The sequence below is a fragment of the Streptococcus mitis NCTC 12261 genome, from assembly GCF_000148585.2.
GTDB lineage: Bacteria > Bacillota > Bacilli > Lactobacillales > Streptococcaceae > Streptococcus > Streptococcus mitis.
On record NZ_CP028414.1, the window covers coordinates 374147 to 397551 of the forward strand.

Below are 23405 nucleotides of genomic sequence, written 5' to 3' on the forward strand. Positions count from 1 at the left end.
TGTGATATACTAATATAGTTGTCACTTGAGAGAAGCAAGTGACAAAGACCTTTGAAAACTGAACAAGACGAACCAATGTGCAGGGCACTATAACTAAGGTTATAGTACTGAACAATGAAAAAACAATAAATCTGTCAGTGACAGAAATGAGTGAGAACTCAAACTTTTAATGAGAGTTTGATCCTGGCTCAGGACGAACGCTGGCGGCGTGCCTAATACATGCAAGTAGAACGCTGAAGGAGGAGCTTGCTTCTCCGGATGAGTTGCGAACGGGTGAGTAACGCGTAGGTAACCTGCCTGGTAGCGGGGGATAACTATTGGAAACGATAGCTAATACCGCATAAGAGTAGATGTTGCATGACATTTGCTTAAAAGGTGCAATTGCATCACTACCAGATGGACCTGCGTTGTATTAGCTAGTTGGTGGGGTAACGGCTCACCAAGGCGACGATACATAGCCGACCTGAGAGGGTGATCGGCCACACTGGGACTGAGACACGGCCCAGACTCCTACGGGAGGCAGCAGTAGGGAATCTTCGGCAATGGACGGAAGTCTGACCGAGCAACGCCGCGTGAGTGAAGAAGGTTTTCGGATCGTAAAGCTCTGTTGTAAGAGAAGAACGAGTGTGAGAGTGGAAAGTTCACACTGTGACGGTATCTTACCAGAAAGGGACGGCTAACTACGTGCCAGCAGCCGCGGTAATACGTAGGTCCCGAGCGTTGTCCGGATTTATTGGGCGTAAAGCGAGCGCAGGCGGTTAGATAAGTCTGAAGTTAAAGGCTGTGGCTTAACCATAGTACGCTTTGGAAACTGTTTAACTTGAGTGCAAGAGGGGAGAGTGGAATTCCATGTGTAGCGGTGAAATGCGTAGATATATGGAGGAACACCGGTGGCGAAAGCGGCTCTCTGGCTTGTAACTGACGCTGAGGCTCGAAAGCGTGGGGAGCAAACAGGATTAGATACCCTGGTAGTCCACGCCGTAAACGATGAGTGCTAGGTGTTAGACCCTTTCCGGGGTTTAGTGCCGCAGCTAACGCATTAAGCACTCCGCCTGGGGAGTACGACCGCAAGGTTGAAACTCAAAGGAATTGACGGGGCCCGCACAAGCGGTGGAGCATGTGGTTTAATTCGAAGCAACGCGAAGAACCTTACCAGGTCTTGACATCCCTCTGACCGCTCTAGAGATAGATTTTTCCTTCGGGACAGAGGTGACAGGTGGTGCATGGTTGTCGTCAGCTCGTGTCGTGAGATGTTGGGTTAAGTCCCGCAACGAGCGCAACCCCTATTGTTAGTTGCCATCATTTAGTTGGGCACTCTAGCGAGACTGCCGGTAATAAACCGGAGGAAGGTGGGGATGACGTCAAATCATCATGCCCCTTATGACCTGGGCTACACACGTGCTACAATGGCTGGTACAACGAGTCGCAAGCCGGTGACGGCAAGCTAATCTCTTAAAGCCAGTCTCAGTTCGGATTGTAGGCTGCAACTCGCCTACATGAAGTCGGAATCGCTAGTAATCGCGGATCAGCACGCCGCGGTGAATACGTTCCCGGGCCTTGTACACACCGCCCGTCACACCACGAGAGTTTGTAACACCCGAAGTCGGTGAGGTAACCTTTTAGGAGCCAGCCGCCTAAGGTGGGATAGATGATTGGGGTGAAGTCGTAACAAGGTAGCCGTATCGGAAGGTGCGGCTGGATCACCTCCTTTCTAAGGATAAGGAACTGCGCATTGGTCTTGTTTAGTCTTGAGAGGTCTTGTGGGGCCTTAGCTCAGCTGGGAGAGCGCCTGCTTTGCACGCAGGAGGTCAGCGGTTCGATCCCGCTAGGCTCCATTGGTGAGAGATCACCAAGTAATGCACATTGAAAATTGAATATCTATATCAAATAGTAACAAGAAAATAAACCGAAAACGCTGTAGTATTAATAAGAGTTTATGACTGAAAGGTCAAAAAATAAGGTTAAGTTAATAAGGGCGCACGGTGGATGCCTTGGCACTAGGAGCCGAAGAAGGACGTGACAAACGACGATATGCCTTGGGTAGCTGTAAGTAAGCGATGATCCAGGGATTTCCGAATGGGGGAACCCAACAGGTACTACCTGTTACCCACATCTGTTAAGGATGTGAGGAGGAAGACGCAGTGAACTGAAACATCTAAGTAGCTGCAGGAAGAGAAAGCAAAAGCGATTGCCTTAGTAGCGGCGAGCGAAACGGCAGGAGGGCAAACCGAAGAGTTTACTCTTCGGGGTTGTAGGACTGCAATGTGGACTCAAAGATTATAGAAGAATGATTTGGGAAGATCAGCCAAAGAGAGTAATAGCCTCGTATTTAAAATAGTCTTTGTACCTAGCAGTATCCTGAGTACGGCGGGACACGTGAAATCCCGTCGGAATCTGGGAGGACCATCTCCCAACCCTAAATACTCCCTAGTGACCGATAGTGAACCAGTACCGTGAGGGAAAGGTGAAAAGCACCCCGGGAGGGGAGTGAAATAGAACCTGAAACCGTGTGCCTACAACAAGTTCGAGCCCGTTAATGGGTGAGAGCGTGCCTTTTGTAGAATGAACCGGCGAGTTACGTTATGATGCGAGGTTAAGTTGAAGAGACGGAGCCGTAGGGAAACCGAGTCTGAATAGGGCGGATTAGTATCATGACGTAGACCCGAAACCATGTGACCTACCCATGAGCAGGTTGAAGGTGCGGTAAGACGCACTGGAGGACCGAACCAGGGCACGTTGAAAAGTGCTTGGATGACTTGTGGGTAGCGGAGAAATTCCAAACGAACTTGGAGATAGCTGGTTCTCTCCGAAATAGCTTTAGGGCTAGCGTCGACATTAGAGATTCTTGGAGGTAGAGCACTGTTTGGGTGAGGGGTCCATCCCGGATTACCAATCTCAGATAAACTCCGAATGCCAATGAATTATGGTCGGCAGTCAGACTGCGAGTGCTAAGATCCGTAGTCGAAAGGGAAACAGCCCAGACCACCAGCTAAGGTCCCAAAATAATTGTTAAGTGGAAAAGGATGTGGGGTTGCACAGACAACTAGGATGTTAGCTTAGAAGCAGCTATTCATTCAAAGAGTGCGTAATAGCTCACTAGTCGAGTGACCCTGCGCCGAAAATGTACCGGGGCTAAAACAATTTACCGAAGCTGTGGATACCTTTATAGGTATGGTAGGAGAGCGTTCTATGTGTGAAGAAGGTGTACCGTGAGGAGTGCTGGAACGCATAGAAGTGAGAATGCCGGTATGAGTAGCGAAAGACAGGTGAGAATCCTGTCCACCGTAAGACTAAGGTTTCCAGGGGAAGGCTCGTCCGCCCTGGGTTAGTCGGGACCTAAGGAGAGACCGAAAGGTGTATCCGATGGACAACAGGTTGATATTCCTGTACTAGAGTATGTAGTGATGGAGGGACGCAGTAGGCTAACTAAAGCAGACGATTGGAAGTGTCTGTCTAAGCAGTGAGGTGTGATATGAGTCAAATGCTTATATCTGTAACATTGAGCTGTGATGGGGAGCGAAGTTTAGTAGCGAAGTTAGTGACGTCACACTGCCAAGAAAAGCTTCTAGCGTTTAAGCATACTCTACCCGTACCGCAAACCGACACAGGTAGTCGAGGCGAGTAGCCTCAGGTGAGCGAGAGAACTCTCGTTAAGGAACTCGGCAAAATGACCCCGTAACTTCGGGAGAAGGGGTGCTGACTTTAAGTCAGCCGCAGTGAATAGGCCCAAGCAACTGTTTATCAAAAACACAGCTCTCTGCTAAATCGTAAGATGATGTATAGGGGGTGACGCCTGCCCGGTGCTGGAAGGTTAAGAGGAGTGCTTAGCGTAAGCGAAGGTATGAATTGAAGCCCCAGTAAACGGCGGCCGTAACTATAACGGTCCTAAGGTAGCGAAATTCCTTGTCGGGTAAGTTCCGACCCGCACGAAAGGCGTAATGATTTGGGCACTGTCTCAACGAGAGACTCGGTGAAATTTTAGTACCTGTGAAGATGCAGGTTACCCGCGACAGGACGGAAAGACCCCATGGAGCTTTACTGCAGTTTGATATTGAGTGTCTGTACCACATGTACAGGATAGGTAGGAGTCTATGAGATCGGGACGCCAGTTTCGAAGGAGACGTTGTTGGGATACTACCCTTGTGTTATGGCCACTCTAACCCAGATAGGTGATCCCTATCGGAGACAGTGTCTGACGGGCAGTTTGACTGGGGCGGTCGCCTCCTAAAAGGTAACGGAGGCGCCCAAAGGTTCCCTCAGAATGGTTGGAAATCATTCGCAGAGTGTAAAGGTATAAGGGAGCTTGACTGCGAGAGCTACAACTCGAGCAGGGACGAAAGTCGGGCTTAGTGATCCGGTGGTTCCGTATGGAAGGGCCATCGCTCAACGGATAAAAGCTACCCTGGGGATAACAGGCTTATCTCCCCCAAGAGTTCACATCGACGGGGAGGTTTGGCACCTCGATGTCGGCTCGTCGCATCCTGGGGCTGTAGTCGGTCCCAAGGGTTGGGCTGTTCGCCCATTAAAGCGGCACGCGAGCTGGGTTCAGAACGTCGTGAGACAGTTCGGTCCCTATCCGTCGCGGGCGTAGGAAATTTGAGAGGATCTGCTCCTAGTACGAGAGGACCAGAGTGGACTTACCGCTGGTGTACCAGTTGTCTTGCCAAAGGCATCGCTGGGTAGCTATGTAGGGAAGGGATAAACGCTGAAAGCATCTAAGTGTGAAACCCACCTCAAGATGAGATTTCCCATGATTTTATATCAGTAAGAGCCCTGAGAGATGATCAGGTAGATAGGTTAGAAGTGGAAGTGTGGCGACACATGTAGCGGACTAATACTAATAGCTCGAGGACTTATCCAAAGTAACTGAGAATATGAAAGCGAACGGTTTTCTTGGTTTGAATAGATATTCAATTTTGAGTAGGTATTACTCAGAGTTAAGTGACGATAGCCTAGGAGATACACCTGTACCCATGCCGAACACAGAAGTTAAGCCCTAGAACGCCGGAAGTAGTTGGGGGTTGCCCCCTGTGAGATATGGAAGTCGCTTAGCTCTAGGGAGTTTAGCTCAGCTGGGAGAGCATCTGCCTTACAAGCAGAGGGTCAGCGGTTCGATCCCGTTAACTCCCAAAGGTCCCGTAGTGTAGCGGTTATCACGTCGCCCTGTCACGGCGAAGATCGCGGGTTCGATTCCCGTCGGGACCGTTAGAATAACGTAAGTTATTTTAGACTCGTTAGCTCAGTTGGTAGAGCAATTGACTTTTAATCAATGGGTCACTGGTTCGAGCCCAGTACGGGTCATATATGCGGGTTTGGCGGAATTGGCAGACGCACCAGATTTAGGATCTGGCGCTTAACGGCGTGGGGGTTCAAGTCCCTTAACCCGCATTAAGATATAATAAATGAGCCGGCTTAGCTCAGTTGGTAGAGCATCTGATTTGTAATCAGAGGGTCGCGTGTTCAAGTCATGTAGCCGGCATTTTTAGATAGAAGAAAACAGTGCGAACGTAGTTCAGTGGTAGAACACCACCTTGCCAAGGTGGGGGTCGCGGGTTCGAATCCCGTCGTTCGCTTAGAGAGGCCGGGGTGGCGGAACTGGCAGACGCACAGGACTTAAAATCCTGCGATTGGTAACGATCGTACCGGTTCGATTCCGGTCCTCGGCATAATATAATGAGCACCCTTAGCTCAACTGGATAGAGTACCTGACTACGAATCAGGCGGTTAGAGGTTCGACTCCTCTAGGGTGCATTTTTCTATTTAACTCGGGAAGTAGCTCAGCTTGGTAGAGTACTTGGTTTGGGACCAAGGTGTCGCAGGTTCGAATCCTGTCTTCCCGATATATGGCGGTGTAGCTCAGCTGGCTAGAGCGTCCGGTTCATACCCGGGAGGTCGGGGGTTCGATCCCCTTCGCCGCTATAAAGATCTTGTTGGACCTTTAGCTCAGCTGGTTAGAGCTCTCGGCTCATAACCGAGTGGTCGTAGGTTCAAGTCCTACAAGGTCCATTTGAATAGTATGGAGGATTACCCAAGTCCGGCTGAAGGGAACGGTCTTGAAAACCGTCAGGCGTGTAAAAGCGTGCGTGGGTTCGAATCCCACATCCTCCTTTTGTATTAACGCGGGATGGAGCAGCTAGGTAGCTCGTCGGGCTCATAACCCGAAGGTCGTAGGTTCAAATCCTGCTCCCGCAATAAGGCTCGGTAGCTCAGTTGGTAGAGCAATGGATTGAAGCTCCATGTGTCGGCGGTTCGATTCCGTCTCGCGCCATTTTTATTTATAGTATTTATGCGGGTGTAGTTTAGTGGTAAAACTACAGCCTTCCAAGCTGTTGTCGCGAGTTCGATTCTCGTCACCCGCTTTGAACTTTGTTCAAATTACCAAGTTTTTAACTTGGGCGCGTAGCTCAGGTGGTTAGAGCGCACGCCTGATAAGCGTGAGGTCGGTGGTTCGAGTCCACTCGTGCCCATTAATAGGAGAATTACTCAAGAGGCTGAAGAGGACGGTTTGCTAAATCGTTAGGTCGGGTAACTGGCGCAAGGGTTCGAATCCCTTATTCTCCGTTTTATTGAGAGTTTATAACTCTTTTTTTGTATTTTTAAGAATAGTAGAATAAAAACTTCAGATTTGTAAAACTTAATTGGATTACTTATCTGAAGTTTTTTTGCGCTCTTTGCAACTGTAGTGGGTTGCAGAAAAGCTAAAATCTTTATATATTGTTGATTTTATGGGCTCTTTGTCAACTGTAGTGGGTTGAAGAAAAGCTAATATCTAGAAAGGACAAATTTCGTCCTTTCTTTTTTGATATTCAGAGCGATAAAAATCCGTTTTTTGAAGTTTTCAAAGTTCCGAAATCCAAAGGCATTGCGCTTGATAAGTTTGATAAGATTATTGGTGGCTTCCAGTTTGGCGTTGGAATAGGGTAGTTGAAGGGCGTTGGCAATTTTCTCTTTATCCTTGAGGAAGGTTTTAAAGACAGTCTGAAAAAGAGGATGAACCTGCTTTAGATTGTCCTCAATGAGCCCGAAAAATTTATCCGGTTCCTTATTCTGAAAGTGAAAAAGCAAGAGTTGATAGAGATGGTAGTGGTGTTTCAAGTCTTCTGAATAGCTCAAAAGCTTGTCTAGAATTTCTTTATTCGTCAAGTGCATGCGAAAAGTAGGGCGATAAAAACGTTTATAGCTGAGTTTCCGACTATCTTGTTGGATGAGTTTCCAGTAACGCTTGATAGCCTTGTATTCATGGGATTTTCGATGAAACTGATTCATGATTTGGACACGCATACGACTCATAGCACGGCTCATGTGTTGGACAATATGGAAACGATCCAACACGATTTTAGCGTTTGGAAAAAGCTTTTTAGCCAAGTCATAGTAAGGGCTAAACATATCCATAGTAATGATTTTCACTCGACATCGGACGACTCTATCATATTTAAGAAAGTAATTTCGAATAATAGCTTGTGTTCTTCCCTCGAGAACAGTGATGATATTGAGCTTTTCAAAATCTTGTGCAATGAAACTCATTTTTCCCTTTGTAAAGGAGTACTCATCCCAAGACATAATCTCAGGCAGACGAGAAAAATCAGACTTAAAACGGAAGTCATTGAGCTTGCGAATGACAGTTGAAGTTGAGATGGCCAGCTGATGGGCAATATCGGTCATAGAAGTTTTTTCAATCAGCTTCTGAGCAATTTTTTGGTTGATGATACGAGGGATTTGATGATTTTTCTTTACTAGAGGAGTCTCAGCAACCATCATTTTTGAACACTGATAGCACTTAAAACGACGTTTTCTAAGTAGAATTCTAGTAGCCATACCAGTCGTTTCTATGTAAGGGATCTTAGACGGTTTTTGAAAGTCATATTTCTTCATTTGCCTTCCACAATCAGGGCAAGATGGGGCCTCATAGTCCAGTTTAGCGATGATTTCTTTGTGGGTATTCCTATTGATGACATCCATAAATTGGATATTAGGGTCTTTAATGTCTAGTAGTTTTGTGATAAAATGTAATTGTTCCATAGGATTCTTTCTAATGATGGTTTGGTCGCTTTTCATTATAGATCTTATGGGACTTTTTTTCTACAATAAAAACGGCTCCATAATATCTATAGGGGATTTACCCACTACAAATATTATAGAGCCATTTTATGGTTGTTCTCGTTTATTATTACTTCCAATTCTTGAGTGAAATTTCTCCGCTATTGAGCCAGATTTCTTTTCCGTTATCACATTGCACCAAAAGCTTTCCATTTTCAGAGATATTTTTAGCAAGTCCTTTGTAGTCTTTTTGATCTAGTGTAAAAGTAACTTCTTTTCCAAGAACAAATGACTGTTTTTTATATAGGTATAACAACTCATCTGCTGGTGTTTCGAAGAAAGTGCGCCATATTTCGATAATTAATTCATTTCTGGTAATAGGTGCTGGTACATTAAATAAACTAGCAGCTTTTTCTTTTAATTCTTGAGGGAAGTCTTTAATAGTAAAGTTGATTCCTACTCCAATAATGATATCTGTGACTAAGCCTGTTTCTACAGATGTCGTTGCCTCAGTGAGGATTCCTCCAATTTTATGATTTTTGAGGTAGATGTCATTGACCCATTTTATGTCGACATCTATTAAAGTTAGGTTCTTAATGGCTTTGTAGATAGCTCCTGCTACAAGTAGTGTGTAGGATGGTAATTTCTCATAGGGAAGATTTGGTTTGAGATGGAGTGTCATATAAATGCCACCTTGGGGTGAGTAGAAAGAACGTTGAAAACGGCCTCGGCCAGCTGTTTGATAGGAAGCTAGATAGAGAGTGTTTGCTTCATTCCCTAAATCAATTGCTTCTTTTGCATCGAGTTGAGTTGATCTTGTTTCGGATTTAAAACTGATTTTAATTGGAAGATTTTGTTCTAGGAGTTCCGGAAGAATAAGATCCCCATTCACCAGTTTATAGCCTTTGTTTTTGATACTATCAATTTCAATGCCTTCTTGTTCTAAACGCTTGATGGCTTTCCAAATTGATGTTCGGGTCAGTGATAGTTCTTCTGCAATCTTTTCTCCGCTGATATAATCGGTTTCTTTAGCTAGAATTTGGTAGACGGCTTGGTATGATTTCATAGTGTTTCCTTTCTCACTAGTTGGTGTTGAGAATATTCTTTTCTTGTTTGACTTGGAGTCTGATTAAAGTATTGTTTATAAGCTTTCGAAAAATGTAGTGGATCTGAAAAGCCTACCGAGTACGCAATTACCTTGATTGACTCTTGGGTATTTTCGAGGAGTTGTTTAGCTCGATACATTCGAACGTATAGTAGGTATTCTTTTGGAGATAAGGTGTTAAATTCTTTGAATACGCTTGATAAGTAGCTTCTGTGAACGGATAGTTCTTTTGCTAAATCTTGAATTGTAAGTGATTGAGGATAGTGGCTATCAATTAATCGTTTGCATTCAAGATAGAGTTGGTGGGTCGATGAAATATTCTTTTTCTTCTGATTGGGAGCAATAGTTCCCAGATGAAACATCAGTTCATGGAGTTGTCCCATGATATGGAGTTGAGCTAATTCATTTGATTTGGTAATCTGAGCGAAGCGGACAATGTCTGAGATGAGTTTTGCAGTAGTCTGGGTATGACAAGTTTCAGATTGGATGAGATAAGATTGGTCAGAAATTTGAGAAAGAGCAAAATAATCAGGAGCTTTCCCTCCAGTGATTCCTAACCAGTAGTAGGCCCAAGGTTCTTTACTATCTGCTTGATAAAAGGTTAGTTCATCTGGTTTTAATAGAAAGAAATCTCCTTCTTTTAAATCAACAATTTTACCCTTGTAATGAAATTTTCCTTGTCCTTTAGTAATGTAATGTAGGACGTATGTATCTCGAATTGTTGGACCAAAAGAGTAATTTGGTGTGCATTCCTCATATCCATAAAAGCTTAGGGAAAGGTCAATTGTTCCAGTCTGGTATTCTGAAAAAACTAGCATGTGCTACCTCCTACCTAACATTTTACCATATTCTTGAGACATTTTTCTATTTCGGAAAGCGTTTTCAGATGATAAAATATAATCTATAAAGTGATGAGGTGAAGTAAATGGGAGTTAGGATAGAGAATAATCTATTTTATGTTGAAAGTAAAAATCTAAGTTTGATTATTGAAAATCGAAATGGCTACTTACTTTTGAAACATTTAGGAAAGACTATTAAGAACTATAAAGGTTCCAATAGTGTTTATGAACGGGACCATGCCTTTTCAGGAAATCCAACAGCTACTAATCGAACCTTTAGTTTAGATACTCAACGTCATATTTTTGGGCAACATGGCTTAGGAGATTTTAGGAAACCAACTATACAGATTCAGCATAGTGTAACTGAAGTAACAGACTTTCGATTTGTAGAAGCAAAAAGTTTAAAAGGTCAGAATGGTCCACAGGGCTTACCTTCTCCACATAGCATGGATAATACAGAGACTCTTGTCTTAATGTTAGAAGATTCTAAGGCTCAACTTAGTCTGAATTTGTATTATACTGCTTTTGATAATGATTCGACTATTGCTAGCTACAGTAAATTAGTGAATAATAGTAATCAGGAAGTTGTCATTCATAAAGACTTTTCTTTTATGGCTGATTTTCCAGCGGCAGCTTACGAAATCGTAACTCTGCAGGGTGCTTATGCTCGTGAAAAGACTGTTCGACGTCAACAGGTAGAACAAGGAATCTTTTCAATTAGTTCGAACCGTGGAGCTTCTGGGCATGCTCAAACACCAGCTCTTCTACTCTGTGATCAAGGAATCACAGAGGATGCAGGGAATGTGTTTGCTATTCAACTAATGTATAGTGGAAACTTTGAAGCTTTTGTTCAAAAGAATCAATTGAATGAAGTTCGGCTGGCTATTGGGATTAATCCGGAAAACTTTTCTTGGAAGTTAGACCCTGAGGAATACTTTGAAACACCGGTAGCTTTAATGACCTATTCAGACAAGGGATTAACTGGTGTTAGTCATGCAAGTCAGAATTTTGTACTGAAGCACATTATGCCAAGTAAATTTTCTACAAAAGAACGCCCAATTCTAATTAATAACTGGGAAGCTACTTACTTTGACTTTCAGAGAGAAAAACTGTTAGAGCTAGCTGATGAAGCTAAGAAAGTTGGCATTGAACTTTTTGTATTAGATGATGGTTGGTTTGGCAATCGTTTTGATGATAATCGTGCTTTAGGTGATTGGGTTGTTAATGAGAAAAAACTGGGTGGAAGCCTAGAAAGTCTGATTTCAGCTATCCATGAAAGAGGTTTGCAGTTTGGACTTTGGTTAGAACCTGAAATGATTTCTGTAGATAGTGATTTGTATCGTAAACATCCTGACTGGGCTATTCAGGTTCCTGGTTATGAGCATACTTATTCTCGGAATCAATTAGTACTTAATCTTGCCAATCCTCAGGTAGTAGAATACTTGAAAAATGTCTTAGATCAACTCCTATCTTATCATGAGATTGATTATATTAAATGGGATATGAATCGTAATATGACCAACCTAGGAAATGGCTTTACTTATCTAGAGACAAAGATGCAATCTCATCAGTACATGTTGGGGCTTTACGAACTCGTTTCTTATCTGACAGAGAAGCACAGCCATATTCTCTTTGAGTCCTGCTCTGGTGGTGGTGGACGAAATGATCTGGGTATGATGCGCTATTTCCCACAAGTCTGGACTAGTGATAATACTGATGCTATTGCACGTTTACCAATTCAATACGGTTCATCTTATCTCTATCCAACCATTTCTATGGGGGCTCATGTGTCAGCAGTACCGAATCATCAGATGGGGCGAACGACACCATTAGAAACACGTGGTCATGTAGCAATGATGGGAAATTTGGGATATGAGCTTGATTTGACAAGTTTATCAGATGAAGAGAAAGCTGAGATTGCTAATCAGGTGAACTTGTATAAAGAATTACGACCAGTAGTTCAGTTAGGACAACAGTATAGGTTAATCAATCCCGAGTCTGCATCCAATGAAGCAGCTGTACAATTTAATTACAAAAATCAAACGATTGTAACCTACGTTCGCGTTTTGTCAGTTGTAGAGACCATGGAAACAACTTTAAAGTTAAAAGATTTGGATGAAGAGGGACTGTATGAATTACAGGAAAATGGAGAAGTTTACTCAGGTGCAGAACTCATGTATGCAGGCTTAACTGTTATCTTATCCCAAGGAGATTTTTTGAGTAGACAGTATATTTTTAGAAGACTATAATAAAGGTGTATAAATTTATAAAGGAGGCTTTCCAATGAAATGGTATAAGAAAGCAGGTTTTCTTTTAGTCGCTGGGGCTAGTTTACTAGGTCTAGCAGCTTGTGGTCAGAATAATCAATCGACTGATGGAAAGGTAACGATTGAATTTTTTAACCAGAAGACCGAAATGGCGGATACTTTGCAAAAAATTGTAGATAATTTTGAAAAGGATCATCCTACTATTGATGTAAAACTGACGACTGTTCCGGCAGCTGGTATTGTTCTGAAGACTCGGATTTTATCAGGAGATGTTCCAGATATTGTTAATATCTATCCTCAAAATATGGATTTTCAGGAGTGGGCAAAAGCAGGTTACTTTGCAGATATGACAGGGAAATCTTATCTTGAGAATATTAAGAATGACTATGCAGAAAAGTATGCAATCAATAACAAGATTTATAGTGTGCCTTTAACTGCTAACCTTTATGGAATCTATTACAATAAAACAAAGTTTAAAGAATTAGGACTTGAGGAACCGAAGACTTTTAAAGAGTTTCAAGAGATTGTTAAAAAGATAAAAGATAGTGGGAATTCTCCGTTTGCAGTTGCAGGCAATGAAGGATGGACATTAAACGGTTATCACCAACTTTCTCTCATTACCATTACAGGCAGTGGAGACGCAGCTAATAACTATCTTCGCTTTTCAAAACCAAATGCTATTTCTGTAGATGATGCTATTTTAAAAGCAGATGCAGAACGACTAGATTTGTTGGCAGACAATGCTCAAGATGGATGGCGTGGTGCCTCTTATAATGATGCGGTGGTAGCATTCTCGAATGAAAAAGCTTTTATGATGCCACAAGGATCATGGGCATTAGCGGCAATTAATCAACAGGATCCAAAATTTGATGTGGGGATGTTTGCCTTCCCAGGAGAAGAAGTAGGAAAAGAAGTCACTGTTGGTGCAGGGGACATGGCATTATCAACTTCAGCTACGACCAAACATCCTAAAGAAACCGAAGAATTTATCAGCTATATGACTAGTCCAAAAGCTATGCAGGCATATTATGATGTAGATGGTTCACCAGTTGCTGTGAAAGGTATACAGGAAAAAGAAGATTCAGCACTTGCAGAGATTTCTAAACTAGCATTTACGGATAAACATTATGTTTGGTTGGGCCAACACTGGAATTCTGAAGAAGATTTTTTCAATCTAAGTGCAGGTTACTTGATGGATAAAAATCTGAAAAATATGGCAAACAATCTCAATGCTTTCTTTAATCCAATGAAGGCAGATTTGGACTAGAATAGGAGTTAAGATGATATGGCTATTCGAAAAATTTTAAATAAATACTGGGGTTGGACTTTTTTGCTCATCCCGCTTGCATTACAAGCTATCTTCTTTTACTTTCCGATGGTACAAGGTGCTTTCTATAGTTTGACTAACTGGACTGGATTGACCTATAATTATAAATTTGTTGGTCTGAATAACTATAAATTGCTGATGATTGATGGGAAATTCTTCACAGCCATTGCTTTTACTTTGATTTTAACCCTGGCATTGATTATTGGAGAGATTACAATTGGGATGGTTGTCGCTCGAGCCTTAAATTCTAAGATGAAAGGGCAGACCTTCTTTAGAGCATGGTTCTTTTTCCCGGCGGTTTTGTCTGGTTTGACAGTTTCCTTGATTTTTAAACAATTCTTCAACTATGGTCTTCCAACGATTGGAAAAATTTTAGGGATTAGTTTTTTACAAGAAAGTCTATTAGGAACACCGATCGGTGCGGTAGTAGCAACTATTTTTGTTCTTCTATGGCAAGGAGTAGCAATGCCAATTATTCTCTTTCTTGCTGGTCTTCAGAGTATTCCATCTGATATTTTGGAGGCGGCATCAATTGATGGTGCAACAAGCAAACAAACTTTTTGGAAGATTGAATTACCATATTTGTTGCCAACGATTTCTATGGTTTTTATCCTAGCTCTTAAGTCCGGTTTGACTGCCTTTGACCAAATTTTTGCTTTGACGAGTGGTGGTCCTAATAATGCTACAACGTCTCTTGGTCTTTTAGTCTATAACTATGCCTTCAAGAGTAATCAATATGGATATGCGAATGCAATTGCCTTGATTTTATTCTTAATTATTGGAATTGTTTCTCTTATCCAAATCAAACTATCAAAGAAATTTGAAATCTAATAGGGGAGTCTTACACATGAAAAAAGAAGAAAAATTGAATCAGTTTTGGAAGTATGTTCTCTTGATAGTAGGTGGTATTCTCATACTTGTTCCTTTGTTGGTAACGGTTTTTAGTTCCTTCAAGACAACCAAGGATATCATGAATCATTTCTTTGGTTTGCCCAATCCTTTTACATTAAGCAATTATGAACGATTGGTTTCGGATGGGATTGGAGGCTATTTCTGGAATTCAGCTGTTATTACGGTGTTATCATTGATTGTAGTAGCCTTCTTTATACCAGCTGCAGCCTATTCCATTGCTCGAAATATGTCCAAGAAAAAAGCCTTTGCAATTATGTATTCACTATTGATTTTAGGGATATTTGTTCCATTTCAGGTGATTATGATTCCTATCACAGTTATGATGAGCAAACTCGGCCTGGCAAATATGTGGGGGTTGGTACTACTTTATCTAACTTATGCAATTCCACAGACTCTCTTCTTGTATGTTGGTTATATTAAAATCAGTGTACCAGATAGTTTAGATGAAGCTGCAGAAATTGATGGGGCTGATCGATTTACAACTTACCGTCGGATTATTTTTCCAATGCTGAAGCCCATGCATGCTACAACCTTGATTATCAATGCATTATGGTTCTGGAATGACTTTATGTTGCCATTGTTAATTTTGAATAAGGATTCCAAGCTGTGGACTTTGCCTCTCTTCCAGTACAACTACCAAGGTCAGTATTTTAATGACTATGGGCCAAGTTTTGCATCCTATATTGTAGGAATTGTAACAATTACTGTCGTCTACCTCATCTTCCAAAAACATATTATTTCAGGCATGAGCAACGGAGCAGTGAAGTAAGAAGAACTCATAGAATCTATAGTCTTTGACACAGAGGAAGGGTTCAGCTTGTTGATAATTCTATGTAGAAAACAAGAAAGTAGTACTTAGTTTATCACAGTCTATATTAGTACGAGTTTGATGATAAACAGAGATTTAATACTCAATGAAAATCAAAGAGCAAACTAGGAAGCTAGCCGCAGGTTGCTCAAAGCACAGCTTTGAGGTTGCAGATAAAGCTGACGTGATTTGAAGAGATTTTCGAAGAGTATAACATGAACTTGATTTACGAAGCCAAGTCATATAAGACTTGGCTTCAATTAGAAAAAGGAGAGTAATGATGCCAATTCAGAATAAAACCATGTTGATTACCTATTCAGATAGTCTGGGAAATAATCTTAAAGACTTATATGAGAATTTGGAAGAGTATTTTGGAGATGCTATTGGGGGAGTTCACCTTCTACCATTTTTCCCATCAACAGGTGATCGTGGATTTGCGCCAGTTGACTACGACGAAGTGGATTCAGCTTTTGGTGATTGGGAGGATGTTAAGCGTTTAGGTGAGAAATATTATCTTATGTTTGACTTTATGATTAATCATATTTCTCGTCAATCTAAGTATTATAAGGACTATCAAGAAAAACATGAAGCCAGTGAATTTAAAGATCTCTTTTTAAACTGGGATAAGTTTTGGCCAGAAAACCGTCCGACACAGTCTGATGTAGATTTAATTTACAAGCGTAAGGATCGTGCACCAAAGCAAGAGATTGTTTTTGAAGATGGGTCAGTCGAACATTTGTGGAATACCTTTGGTGAGGAGCAGATTGATCTTGATGTGACCAAAGAAGTAACTATGGAATTTATCCGTAAGACCATTCAGCACTTGGCAAGTAATGGGTGTGATTTGATTCGTCTAGACGCCTTTGCTTATGCAGTGAAGAAATTGGATACTAATGATTTCTTTGTAGAACCAGATATTTGGGATTTATTGGACAAAGTTCGAGATATCGCTGCTGAGTATGGGACAGAGCTCTTACCTGAGATTCATGAACATTATTCGATTCAGTTTAAAATAGCAGACCATGATTACTATGTTTATGATTTTGCTCTTCCAATGGTGACACTTTATACTCTTTACAGTTCCAGAACAGAGCGTTTGGCTAAGTGGTTAAAGATGAGCCCAATGAAGCAATTTACGACGCTAGACACCCATGATGGGATTGGAGTGGTGGATGTCAAGGATATCTTGACAGATGAGGAGATTGACTATGCTTCAAATGAACTCTATAAGGTTGGAGCTAATGTCAAACGTAAGTACTCCAGTGCCGAGTATAATAATTTAGATATCTACCAAATCAATTCAACCTATTATTCTGCGCTTGGAGATGATGATGTCAAGTATTTCCTTGCACGATTAATTCAAGCATTTGCTCCAGGTATTCCTCAAGTTTACTATGTAGGTCTATTAGCAGGCAAGAATGATTTGAAATTATTAGAAGAAACTAAAGTAGGTCGAAATATTAATCGTCATTACTATAGCAATGAGGAAATAGCAGAAGAAGTCCAACGTCCTGTAGTGAAGGCCCTTCTCAATCTATTTTCTTTCCGTAATCGATCAGTAGCATTTGATTTAGAAGGAACTATTGACGTTGAAACACCAACAGCCCACAGCATTGTAATCAAACGTCAAAATAAAGATAAGTCCGTAACAGCAGTAGCAGAAATTGATTTGCAAAATCAGACTTATCGAGTAATTGAGAACGGAATTGAAGTAACATTTTGAAGACTTGATATGGTTGATAAAATAGGGTTTTTATTTTAGAAAACGTTTCCTTTGTTTTCAAATTGCTAAAAAAGTGGTACAATAAAGGGTAGCTTACTATTATCTGAATCAACTGATTTGGAGAGAAAGGATTCATTTTGAAATCAATAGGCTTTATTGAAAAGCTGAAAGGGTTGTCTAGTAAAGAGCTGATTTTATTGGGAATTATCCTGAGTATCTTTTTACCCTTTTATCTTTTTGTAGTTGTATTCTGTTTATATATTATCAGTTTAATTTTCACAGGAGACATGAAAAGTATTCTTCAGAAAATGGGGGAGCATCCGATGCTACTTCTTTTTCTTGGCTATAGTACTGTTATATCCGTTTTTGCACAAAATTGGATGGGAGTTGTGGCCTCAGTAGGAATTTTTCTATTTACTGTTTTCTTTTTGCATTATCAGTCGATTTTATCACATAAATTCTTTCGATTGATTTTGCAGCTCGTCTTGTTTGGTAGCGTTTTGTCAGCTGCTTTTGCGAGTTTAGAACATTTCCAAATTGTGAAGAAATTCAACTATGCTTTTCTTTCACCTAACATGCAGGTGTGGCATCAGAATCGTGCAGAAGTGACCTTCTTTAATCCTAATTATTATGGAATTATTTGTTGTTTCTGTATCATGATTGCCTTCTATCTGTTTACAACGACCAAGTTGAATTGGTTGAAAGTATTCTGTGTGATTGCAGGCTTTGTGAATCTCTTTGGTTTGAACTTTACGCAAAATCGAACTGCCTTTCCTGCTATTATCGCTGGTGCCATTATCTATCTCTTTACGACCATTAAAAACTGGAAGGCCTTTTGGCTTAGTATTGGGGTCTTTGCGATTGGCTTGAGCTTCCTCTTTTCTAGTGATTTGGGAGTTCGGATGGGGACTTTAGACTCTTCTATGGAAGAACGCATTTCTATCTGGGATGCTGGGATGGCCTTGTTTAAGCAAAATCCTTTTTGGGGTGAAGGGCCATTGACCTACATGCACTCGTATCCTCGGATAAATGCTCCTTATCATGAACATGCTCACAGTCTTTATATTGATACGATTCTGAGTTACGGAATTGTAGGGACTATTTTACTAGTTTTGTCTTCTGTGGCTCCTGTTCGCTTGATGATGGATATGAGTCAGGAGTCGGGGAAACGCCCGATTATCGGTCTTTATCTATCTTTCCTTACAGTGGTTGCTGTGCACGGAATCTTTGACTTGGCCCTCTTCTGGATTCAGTCAGGTTTCATTTTCTTGCTAGTTATGTGCAGTGTTCCATTGGAGCATCGAACGTTGGTATCAGACATGACGGATTAAGTTTTATAAGATTGAAATCTTCTACCTTGGGTAGGAGATTTTTTTACTGGGAAAAATTATTTCTAAATCGAAATAGTTGACAGTTGGAACGATGAGTGTTACAATTGTTTTATTCGTTTCGATATGGAAATAAATTGGAGGTGTCATGAAAGATAGTCATTTGCTAGCTCATCATATTCGTTTGTTGAATGGGCGGCTTTTTCAAAAGTTACTGAGCCAAGATCCTGATGCTCTTTATCGGAGTGAACAGGGGAAGATTTTAGCGGTTTTATGGAATAGTGAAACTGGCTGCGCAACTGCGACAGATATTGCGCTTGCGACTGGGCTTGCTAATAATACTCTGACGACGATGATTAAAAAACTAGAGGAACAAAATCTTGTAACTATTAGTCCATGTGGAGAAGATAAGCGTAAGAAGTATTTGGTTTTAACAGAGTTGGGGCAGTCTCAGAAAGAAGTGGGGCATCGTGTCAGTCAGAAATTGGATACGATCTTTTATAAAGGATTCACCGAGGAAGAAATTCGTCAGTTTGAAGCCTTTCAAGAAAGAATTTTGGTTAATCTGAAAGAGGAGGAAAATGAGGTTTAAAATGGAGCAAATTAGCTGTTTATAAGTAAAGGCCACTTTTGACTTTGTTTTCCAACTCTTAGGACAAGGAAACTATGTGGTTAGCTATGGTCAGAATCAGATTGGTGGAGTTGCCTATGCCCAGTACGATAGCTTCCGACTAGAAAACGGGAAAATTGTGGAGCATTGGGATAATAAGGAAGTTATGCCTAAGGTAGAAGACTTGACCAATCGAGGAAAGTTTTAAAATGAGGACAAAGAATGATTGAATACAAAAATGTAGTCTTGCGCTACACAGAAAAAGATGTTTTGAGAGATGTTAATTTACGGATTAAGAATGGGGAGTTTATGGTTTTAGTTGGACCTTCTGGGTCAGGTAAGACGACCATGATCAAGATGATTAACCGTCTTTTGGAACCGACTGATGGAAATATTTATATGGATGGTAAACGCATCAAAGACTATGATGAGCGTGAACTTCGTCTTTCTACTGGTTATGTTTTACAGGCTATTGCTCTGTTTCCCAATTTAACAGTTGCGGAAAATATTGCCCTGATTCCTGAGATGAAGGGCTGGACTAAGGAAGAAATTGCTCAGAAAACAGAAGAGCTTTTGGCTAAGGTTGGTTTACCAGTGGCTGAGTATGGACATCGACTTCCTAATGAATTATCTGGTGGAGAACAGCAGCGTGTTGGAATTGTACGGGCTATGATTGGTCAGCCTAAGATTCTCCTCATGGATGAACCTTTTTCGGCTCTTGATGCTATTTCTCGCAAACAGTTGCAGGTTCTGACTAAAGAATTGCATAAAGAGTTTGGGATGACAACGATTTTTGTGACCCATGATACGGATGAAGCTTTGAAATTGGCGGACCGTATTGCTGTCTTGCAGGATGGAGAGATTCGTCAGGTGGCGAATCCCGAGACGATTTTAAAAGCTCCTGCAACAGATTTTGTAGCAGACTTGTTTGGAGGTAGTGTTCATGACTAATTTAATTGCAACTTTTCAGGATCGTTTTAGTGATTGGTTGACAGCTCTATCTCAACATTTGCAGTTGTCACTTTTGACCTTGTTGCTGGCCATCTTTATAGCGATTCCCTTGGCTGTTTATCTTCGCTATCATGAGAAGTTGGCGGATTGGGTTTTGCAGATTGCAGGGATTTTCCAGACCATCCCGTCTCTGGCCTTGTTAGGACTCTTTATCCCCTTGATGGGAATTGGGACCTTGCCTGCTTTGACAGCTCTAGTGATTTATGCGATTTTTCCGATTTTGCAAAATACCATCACTGGGCTAAAGGGAATTGATCCGAGTCTGCAAGAGGCTGGAATTGCCTTTGGGATGACTAGGTGGGAGCGACTCAAGAAGTTTGAAATTCCACTTGCCATGCCTGTTATGATGTCTGGGATTAGGACGGCAGCTGTCTTAATTATCGGTACGGCAACCTTGGCGGCCTTGATTGGTGCAGGGGGGCTGGGTTCCTTTATCCTTTTGGGAATTGACCGTAATAATGCCAGTCTGATTTTGATCGGGGCACTTTCTTCTGCAGTGCTTGCTATTGCCTTTAACTTCCTACTAAAAGTGATGGAAAAAGCAAAATTGCGGACGATTTTTTCTGGTTTTGCCTTGGTGACCATATTACTCGGTTTGTCTTATAGTCCAGCCCTCTTAGCTCAAAAAGAGAAAGAGAACTTGATCATTGCTGGGAAATTGGGTCCAGAACCAGAAATTTTGGCCAATATGTATAAGTTGCTAATTGAAGAAAATACCAGTATGACTGCGACTGTTAAACCGAATTTTGGGAAAACAAGCTTCCTCTATGAAGCTCTGAAAAAAGGTGATATTGATATTTATCCTGAATTTACCGGTACGGTGACTGAAAGTTTACTTCAGCCATCACCTAAAGTGAGTCATGAGCCAGAGCAGGTTTATCAGGTGGCGCGTGATGGTATTGCCAAACAGGATCATCTAGCCTATCTCAAACCAATGTCTTATCAAAATACCTATGCTGTAGCTGTTCCGAAAAAAATTGCTCAAGAATATGGCTTGAAGACCATTTCGGACTTGAAAAAAGTGGAAGGGCAGCTGAAGGCAGGCTTTACACTTGAGTTTAACGACCGTGAAGATGGAAATAAGGGCTTGCAGTCAATGTATGGTCTCAATCTCAATGTAGCGACTATGGAGCCAGCTCTTCGTTATCAGGCAATTCAGTCAGGTGACATTCAAATCACGGATGCCTATTCGACTGATGCAGAATTGGCACGTTATGATTTACAGGTCTTAGAAGATGACAAACAACTCTTCCCACCTTATCAAGGAGCTCCACTGATGAAAGAAGCTCTTCTCAAGAAACATCCAGAGTTGGAAACAGTTCTCAATAAACTGGCTGGTAAAATTACTGAAAGCCAGATGAGCCAGCTCAACTACCAAGTCGGTGTTGAAGGCAAGTCAGCAGAGCAAGTAGCCAAGGAGTTTCTACAAGAACAAGGTTTGTTGAAGAAATAGCCTGAAAAGCTAAACTCAACTTGGTTAAACGACAATATAGAAGAACGCTCAGACAATGTCGTCTGGGCTTTTTTGATTATTGAAAAGATAAAAAACTCAGTAGCCTAGAAATAAGGCAACCGAGCTTTAATCTGTATTCAATTTTTAGGAATGAGAAGGTCTAGATAAAACTGCACAACTTCTTGGTCTGTAAAGTCTTGTCCTTTTTTGAGCCACCAGGTCAATGTCTCGATAAAGTTGGACACGACTAAGTGTTGGAGGTAAGAAGCAGGCAGACTTGGGTGTGCTTCTTTAAACTCATCAGTTAGCATGGGATAGACGTGGTGCTCCAGCTCTCTCCGGAGTTGACGGAGGAAGTAGTCATTCTTGGAGAATAGTAAACTGGTGATATGGTCTTGGTTTTTCTGAAAATGGAGAAAGAGGTGGGCGAGGTAGTCCTCAGTTGAAATGGGTTGCTCTCTTTCAAAGAGATGATGGAAGAGGTGGCGGCAAAGCGCGTCCAGAAGTAGTTCCTTACTCTCATAGTGACAGTAAAAGGTGGATCGTCCCACATCTGCGAGATCAATGATATCCTGAACTGTAGTGGCTTCGTAACCCTTATCGTTTAAAAGTTGTAGAAAAGCTTGATAGATGGCTTTTTTTGTTTTGCTGATACGGCGGTCAATGGTAGTCATATGGACACTTGAGGCAAATTGTTCAGAAATGAATAAAGCTGACGTTTTGCTTCTATCCTTTCTTTGAGTTTTAGTGGATAATGATAATGAACAAGGTATTCATAAATCTATTATAACAAAGGAATGAGAAAGATGAAGGCAAAATATACTGTTTGGGTAGCTTTTTTCTTAAATTTAAGCTATGCTATTGTTGAGTTTATCGCAGGAGGAATCTTCGGTTCAAGTGCTGTTCTTGCTGATTCTATCCATGACTTGGGAGATGCTATAGCAATCGGCATATCGGCCTTTTTAGAAACAATCTCAAATAGAGAAGAAGATAGGCAATACACCTTGGGTTACAAGCGATTTAGTCTTTTAGGGGCCCTAGTGACTGCTGTGATTCTTATCACAGGATCCATTCTAGTGATCTTGGAAAATATAACTAAACTTTTGAATCCACAGCCCGTTAATGACGAAGGCGTCCTCTGGCTAGGAATCATTGCAGTCAGTATCAATGTGCTAGCTAGTCTAGTAGTTCGTAAGGGAAAGACAAAGAACGAGTCAATTCTGAGCCTGCACTTTTTGGAAGATACTCTAGGTTGGTTGGCTGTCATTCTAATGGCGATTATCCTCCGATTTACAGATTGGTATATCCTTGATCCGCTCTTATCGCTTGTCATTTCCATCTTCATTCTAACAAAAGCTATTCCTCGATTTTGGAGCGCACTCAAGATTTTCCTGGATGCTGTGCCAGAAGGACTAGAGACAGGTGATTTGGAGAAGGATTTGGAGGCTCTGACCAATGTCAAAAGTGTCAATCAACTTAGCATTTGGTCCATGGATGGTCTAGAAAATAATGCTATTATCCATATCTGTTTAGAGGATTGGGAGGAGATGACGGAAACAAAGAATCAAGTACGTCAGCTCTTAGAAGAAAGAGGTGTGCAGAATATTACTATCGAAGTGGACACCAGTCAAAGCAATCATGCGCAACATAAGCGAAAGGTAACAGCCTTAGGGCAATCCCATGGGCATCAACACTAGAAAAAGCGGCTGAGACAAAACTCAATTTCAAGAGAAAATGAAGTAAATCTTCATACAAAAAAACGTATAGTATCAAGGGTTTTCAATGTCTGATACTATGCGCTTTTTGCTTTTAAAGACTTTTTTTCCAGTTTCTTTGGTATCATATTTGAAAGACGCTTTCCCCAACCTCTTTCTTTGATTGATGAAAAGGTATGCTAATAAGAGAACTGATAATGATAAAAAATTTTTCGATTAGACGCAAAATGCTTGACTTGGAGTCAACTCAAAATTATATAATAAGATAAG

The 23405-nt window shown here is 41.3% G+C and carries 14 protein-coding genes, 18 tRNA genes, 3 rRNA genes and 1 pseudogene; 32 read left to right on the plus strand and 4 right to left on the minus strand.

Annotated features, from left to right (window positions below; all coding sequences use genetic code 11):
- The first annotated feature begins 165 nt into the window (after window positions 1–165).
- The 21 genes from SM12261_RS02020 to SM12261_RS02120 all read left to right on the plus strand — a co-directional run bounded on the left by SM12261_RS02020 (window position 166) and on the right by SM12261_RS02120 (window position 6561).
- A 16S ribosomal RNA gene (locus SM12261_RS02020) occupies window positions 166–1711 on the plus strand.
- A 51-nt stretch (window positions 1712–1762) separates the two neighbouring features.
- Window positions 1763–1835 (plus strand) — tRNA-Ala (locus SM12261_RS02025).
- A 124-nt stretch (window positions 1836–1959) separates the two neighbouring features.
- Window positions 1960–4861: ribosomal RNA gene (locus SM12261_RS02030) — 23S ribosomal RNA — on the plus strand.
- A 76-nt stretch (window positions 4862–4937) separates the two neighbouring features.
- Window positions 4938–5053 (plus strand): 5S ribosomal RNA (gene rrf / locus SM12261_RS02035).
- Together the 16S, 23S and 5S rRNA genes with 18 tRNA genes alongside form the textbook arrangement of a ribosomal RNA operon.
- A gap of 4 nt (window positions 5054–5057) precedes the next feature.
- Window positions 5058–5130, plus strand: a tRNA-Val gene (locus SM12261_RS02040).
- 2 nt (window positions 5131–5132) lie between these two features.
- Window positions 5133–5205 (plus strand) — tRNA-Asp (locus tag SM12261_RS02045).
- Window positions 5206–5228: 23 nt separating this feature from the next.
- Window positions 5229–5301: transfer RNA gene (locus SM12261_RS02050), tRNA-Lys, on the plus strand.
- Between the two features lie 5 nt (window positions 5302–5306).
- Window positions 5307–5388 (plus strand) — tRNA-Leu (locus SM12261_RS02055).
- Window positions 5389–5406: 18 nt separating this feature from the next.
- Window positions 5407–5479, plus strand: a tRNA-Thr gene (locus SM12261_RS02060).
- Window positions 5480–5501: 22 nt separating this feature from the next.
- A tRNA-Gly gene (locus SM12261_RS02065) sits at window positions 5502–5573 on the plus strand.
- Between the two features lie 7 nt (window positions 5574–5580).
- Window positions 5581–5666 (plus strand) — tRNA-Leu (locus tag SM12261_RS02070).
- Window positions 5667–5677: 11 nt separating this feature from the next.
- Window positions 5678–5751, plus strand: a tRNA-Arg gene (locus SM12261_RS02075).
- Between the two features lie 15 nt (window positions 5752–5766).
- Window positions 5767–5840 (plus strand) — tRNA-Pro (locus SM12261_RS02080).
- Window positions 5841–5845: 5 nt separating this feature from the next.
- Window positions 5846–5919 (plus strand) — tRNA-Met (locus SM12261_RS02085).
- Window positions 5920–5932: 13 nt separating this feature from the next.
- Window positions 5933–6006, plus strand: a tRNA-Ile gene (locus SM12261_RS02090).
- A gap of 12 nt (window positions 6007–6018) precedes the next feature.
- Window positions 6019–6108, plus strand: a tRNA-Ser gene (locus tag SM12261_RS02095).
- A gap of 10 nt (window positions 6109–6118) precedes the next feature.
- Window positions 6119–6192 (plus strand) — tRNA-Met (locus SM12261_RS02100).
- 3 nt (window positions 6193–6195) lie between these two features.
- Window positions 6196–6268: transfer RNA gene (locus tag SM12261_RS02105), tRNA-Phe, on the plus strand.
- Window positions 6269–6288: 20 nt separating this feature from the next.
- Window positions 6289–6359, plus strand: a tRNA-Gly gene (locus SM12261_RS02110).
- A 34-nt stretch (window positions 6360–6393) separates the two neighbouring features.
- Window positions 6394–6467, plus strand: a tRNA-Ile gene (locus tag SM12261_RS02115).
- A gap of 6 nt (window positions 6468–6473) precedes the next feature.
- Window positions 6474–6561, plus strand: a tRNA-Ser gene (locus tag SM12261_RS02120).
- Between the two features lie 201 nt (window positions 6562–6762).
- Here SM12261_RS02120 and SM12261_RS02125 read toward each other — a convergent pair.
- From SM12261_RS02125 to SM12261_RS02135, 3 genes are all read right to left on the minus strand, one after another.
- Window positions 6763–8019: an ISL3 family transposase gene (locus SM12261_RS02125; RefSeq protein ID WP_004238800.1), complete on the minus strand. Its 1257-nt coding sequence runs from the start codon at window positions 8017–8019 to the stop codon at window positions 6763–6765.
- A gap of 148 nt (window positions 8020–8167) precedes the next feature.
- The gene (gene birA / locus SM12261_RS02130) at window positions 8168–9103 is read right to left on the minus strand and encodes a bifunctional biotin--[acetyl-CoA-carboxylase] ligase/biotin operon repressor BirA (protein ID WP_000844496.1); all 936 of its coding nucleotides are present in this window, start codon (window positions 9101–9103) and stop codon (window positions 8168–8170) included.
- Window positions 9100–9960 carry an AraC family transcriptional regulator gene (locus SM12261_RS02135; protein ID WP_000959991.1) on the minus strand — a complete coding sequence of 287 codons (861 nt, stop codon included), beginning with the start codon at window positions 9958–9960 and terminating at the stop codon, window positions 9100–9102. The genes birA and SM12261_RS02135 overlap by 4 nt, the downstream gene beginning before the upstream one ends.
- Before the next feature lie 107 nt (window positions 9961–10067).
- Between SM12261_RS02135 and SM12261_RS02140 the strand changes: the two genes are divergently transcribed.
- The 10 genes and pseudogenes from SM12261_RS02140 to SM12261_RS02190 all read left to right on the plus strand — a co-directional run bounded on the left by SM12261_RS02140 (window position 10068) and on the right by SM12261_RS02190 (window position 21420).
- Entirely contained in the window at window positions 10068–12230 is a 2163-nt protein-coding gene (locus SM12261_RS02140) for an alpha-galactosidase (protein WP_078228323.1), read from the plus strand.
- Window positions 12231–12264: 34 nt separating this feature from the next.
- Window positions 12265–13515 carry an extracellular solute-binding protein gene (locus tag SM12261_RS02145; RefSeq protein WP_000872420.1) on the plus strand — a complete coding sequence of 417 codons (1251 nt, stop codon included), beginning with the start codon at window positions 12265–12267 and terminating at the stop codon, window positions 13513–13515.
- 18 nt (window positions 13516–13533) lie between these two features.
- Window positions 13534–14406, plus strand: a complete 873-nt coding sequence (locus tag SM12261_RS02150; RefSeq protein WP_001007715.1) for a carbohydrate ABC transporter permease — start codon at window positions 13534–13536, stop codon at window positions 14404–14406.
- 16 nt (window positions 14407–14422) lie between these two features.
- Window positions 14423–15256 carry a carbohydrate ABC transporter permease gene (locus SM12261_RS02155; protein ID WP_000711264.1) on the plus strand — a complete coding sequence of 278 codons (834 nt, stop codon included), beginning with the start codon at window positions 14423–14425 and terminating at the stop codon, window positions 15254–15256.
- A 319-nt stretch (window positions 15257–15575) separates the two neighbouring features.
- Window positions 15576–17018: a sucrose phosphorylase gene (gene gtfA / locus SM12261_RS02165; RefSeq protein ID WP_001122355.1), complete on the plus strand. Its 1443-nt coding sequence runs from the start codon at window positions 15576–15578 to the stop codon at window positions 17016–17018.
- Between the two features lie 137 nt (window positions 17019–17155).
- Window positions 17156–18349 (plus strand): O-antigen ligase family protein, encoded by a 1194-nt coding sequence (locus tag SM12261_RS02170; RefSeq protein WP_004238796.1) that lies wholly within the window; start codon window positions 17156–17158, stop codon window positions 18347–18349.
- Window positions 18350–18494: 145 nt separating this feature from the next.
- On the plus strand, window positions 18495–18938 hold the full coding sequence (locus SM12261_RS02175) for a MarR family winged helix-turn-helix transcriptional regulator (RefSeq protein WP_000655212.1): 444 nt from the start codon (window positions 18495–18497) through the stop codon (window positions 18936–18938).
- 34 nt (window positions 18939–18972) lie between these two features.
- Window positions 18973–19164 (plus strand): annotated as a pseudogene (locus SM12261_RS02180) (nuclear transport factor 2 family protein); the annotation flags it as partial.
- A gap of 14 nt (window positions 19165–19178) precedes the next feature.
- Entirely contained in the window at window positions 19179–19907 is a 729-nt protein-coding gene (locus SM12261_RS02185; RefSeq protein ID WP_000575245.1) for an ATP-binding cassette domain-containing protein, read from the plus strand.
- Complete coding sequence (locus tag SM12261_RS02190; protein ID WP_000182947.1) at window positions 19900–21420, plus strand: ABC transporter permease/substrate-binding protein; 1521 nt, start codon at window positions 19900–19902, stop codon at window positions 21418–21420. Before SM12261_RS02185 ends, SM12261_RS02190 begins: the two co-directional genes overlap by 8 nt.
- Window positions 21421–21557: 137 nt before the next feature.
- Here SM12261_RS02190 and SM12261_RS02195 read toward each other — a convergent pair whose 3' ends face one another.
- Window positions 21558–22094: a TetR/AcrR family transcriptional regulator gene (locus tag SM12261_RS02195; protein WP_000207362.1), complete on the minus strand. Its 537-nt coding sequence runs from the start codon at window positions 22092–22094 to the stop codon at window positions 21558–21560.
- Window positions 22095–22226: 132 nt separating this feature from the next.
- Here SM12261_RS02195 and SM12261_RS02200 point away from each other — a divergent pair, with 132 nt between their 5' ends.
- The gene (locus SM12261_RS02200) at window positions 22227–23117 is read left to right on the plus strand and encodes a cation diffusion facilitator family transporter (protein ID WP_000645152.1); all 891 of its coding nucleotides are present in this window, start codon (window positions 22227–22229) and stop codon (window positions 23115–23117) included.
- Window positions 23118–23405: the final 288 nt, after the last annotated feature.

Excerpts from the sequence above, each read along its gene's own strand:
- SM12261_RS02125 (WP_004238800.1), bottom strand. The coding sequence starts at position 8,019 with ATGGAACAATTACATTTTATCACAAAACTACTAGACATTAAAGACCCT.
- birA (WP_000844496.1), bottom strand. The coding sequence starts at position 9,103 with ATGAAATCATACCAAGCCGTCTACCAAATTCTAGCTAAAGAAACCGAT.
- SM12261_RS02135 (WP_000959991.1), bottom strand. The coding sequence starts at position 9,960 with ATGCTAGTTTTTTCAGAATACCAGACTGGAACAATTGACCTTTCCCTA.
- SM12261_RS02140 (WP_078228323.1), top strand. The coding sequence starts at position 10,068 with ATGGGAGTTAGGATAGAGAATAATCTATTTTATGTTGAAAGTAAAAAT.
- SM12261_RS02145 (WP_000872420.1), top strand. The coding sequence starts at position 12,265 with ATGAAATGGTATAAGAAAGCAGGTTTTCTTTTAGTCGCTGGGGCTAGT.
- SM12261_RS02150 (WP_001007715.1), top strand. The coding sequence starts at position 13,534 with ATGGCTATTCGAAAAATTTTAAATAAATACTGGGGTTGGACTTTTTTG.
- SM12261_RS02155 (WP_000711264.1), top strand. The coding sequence starts at position 14,423 with ATGAAAAAAGAAGAAAAATTGAATCAGTTTTGGAAGTATGTTCTCTTG.
- gtfA (WP_001122355.1), top strand. The coding sequence starts at position 15,576 with ATGCCAATTCAGAATAAAACCATGTTGATTACCTATTCAGATAGTCTG.
- SM12261_RS02175 (WP_000655212.1), top strand. The coding sequence starts at position 18,495 with ATGAAAGATAGTCATTTGCTAGCTCATCATATTCGTTTGTTGAATGGG.
- SM12261_RS02185 (WP_000575245.1), top strand. The coding sequence starts at position 19,179 with ATGATTGAATACAAAAATGTAGTCTTGCGCTACACAGAAAAAGATGTT.
- SM12261_RS02190 (WP_000182947.1), top strand. The coding sequence starts at position 19,900 with ATGACTAATTTAATTGCAACTTTTCAGGATCGTTTTAGTGATTGGTTG.
- SM12261_RS02195 (WP_000207362.1), bottom strand. The coding sequence starts at position 22,094 with ATGACTACCATTGACCGCCGTATCAGCAAAACAAAAAAAGCCATCTAT.
- SM12261_RS02200 (WP_000645152.1), top strand. The coding sequence starts at position 22,227 with ATGAAGGCAAAATATACTGTTTGGGTAGCTTTTTTCTTAAATTTAAGC.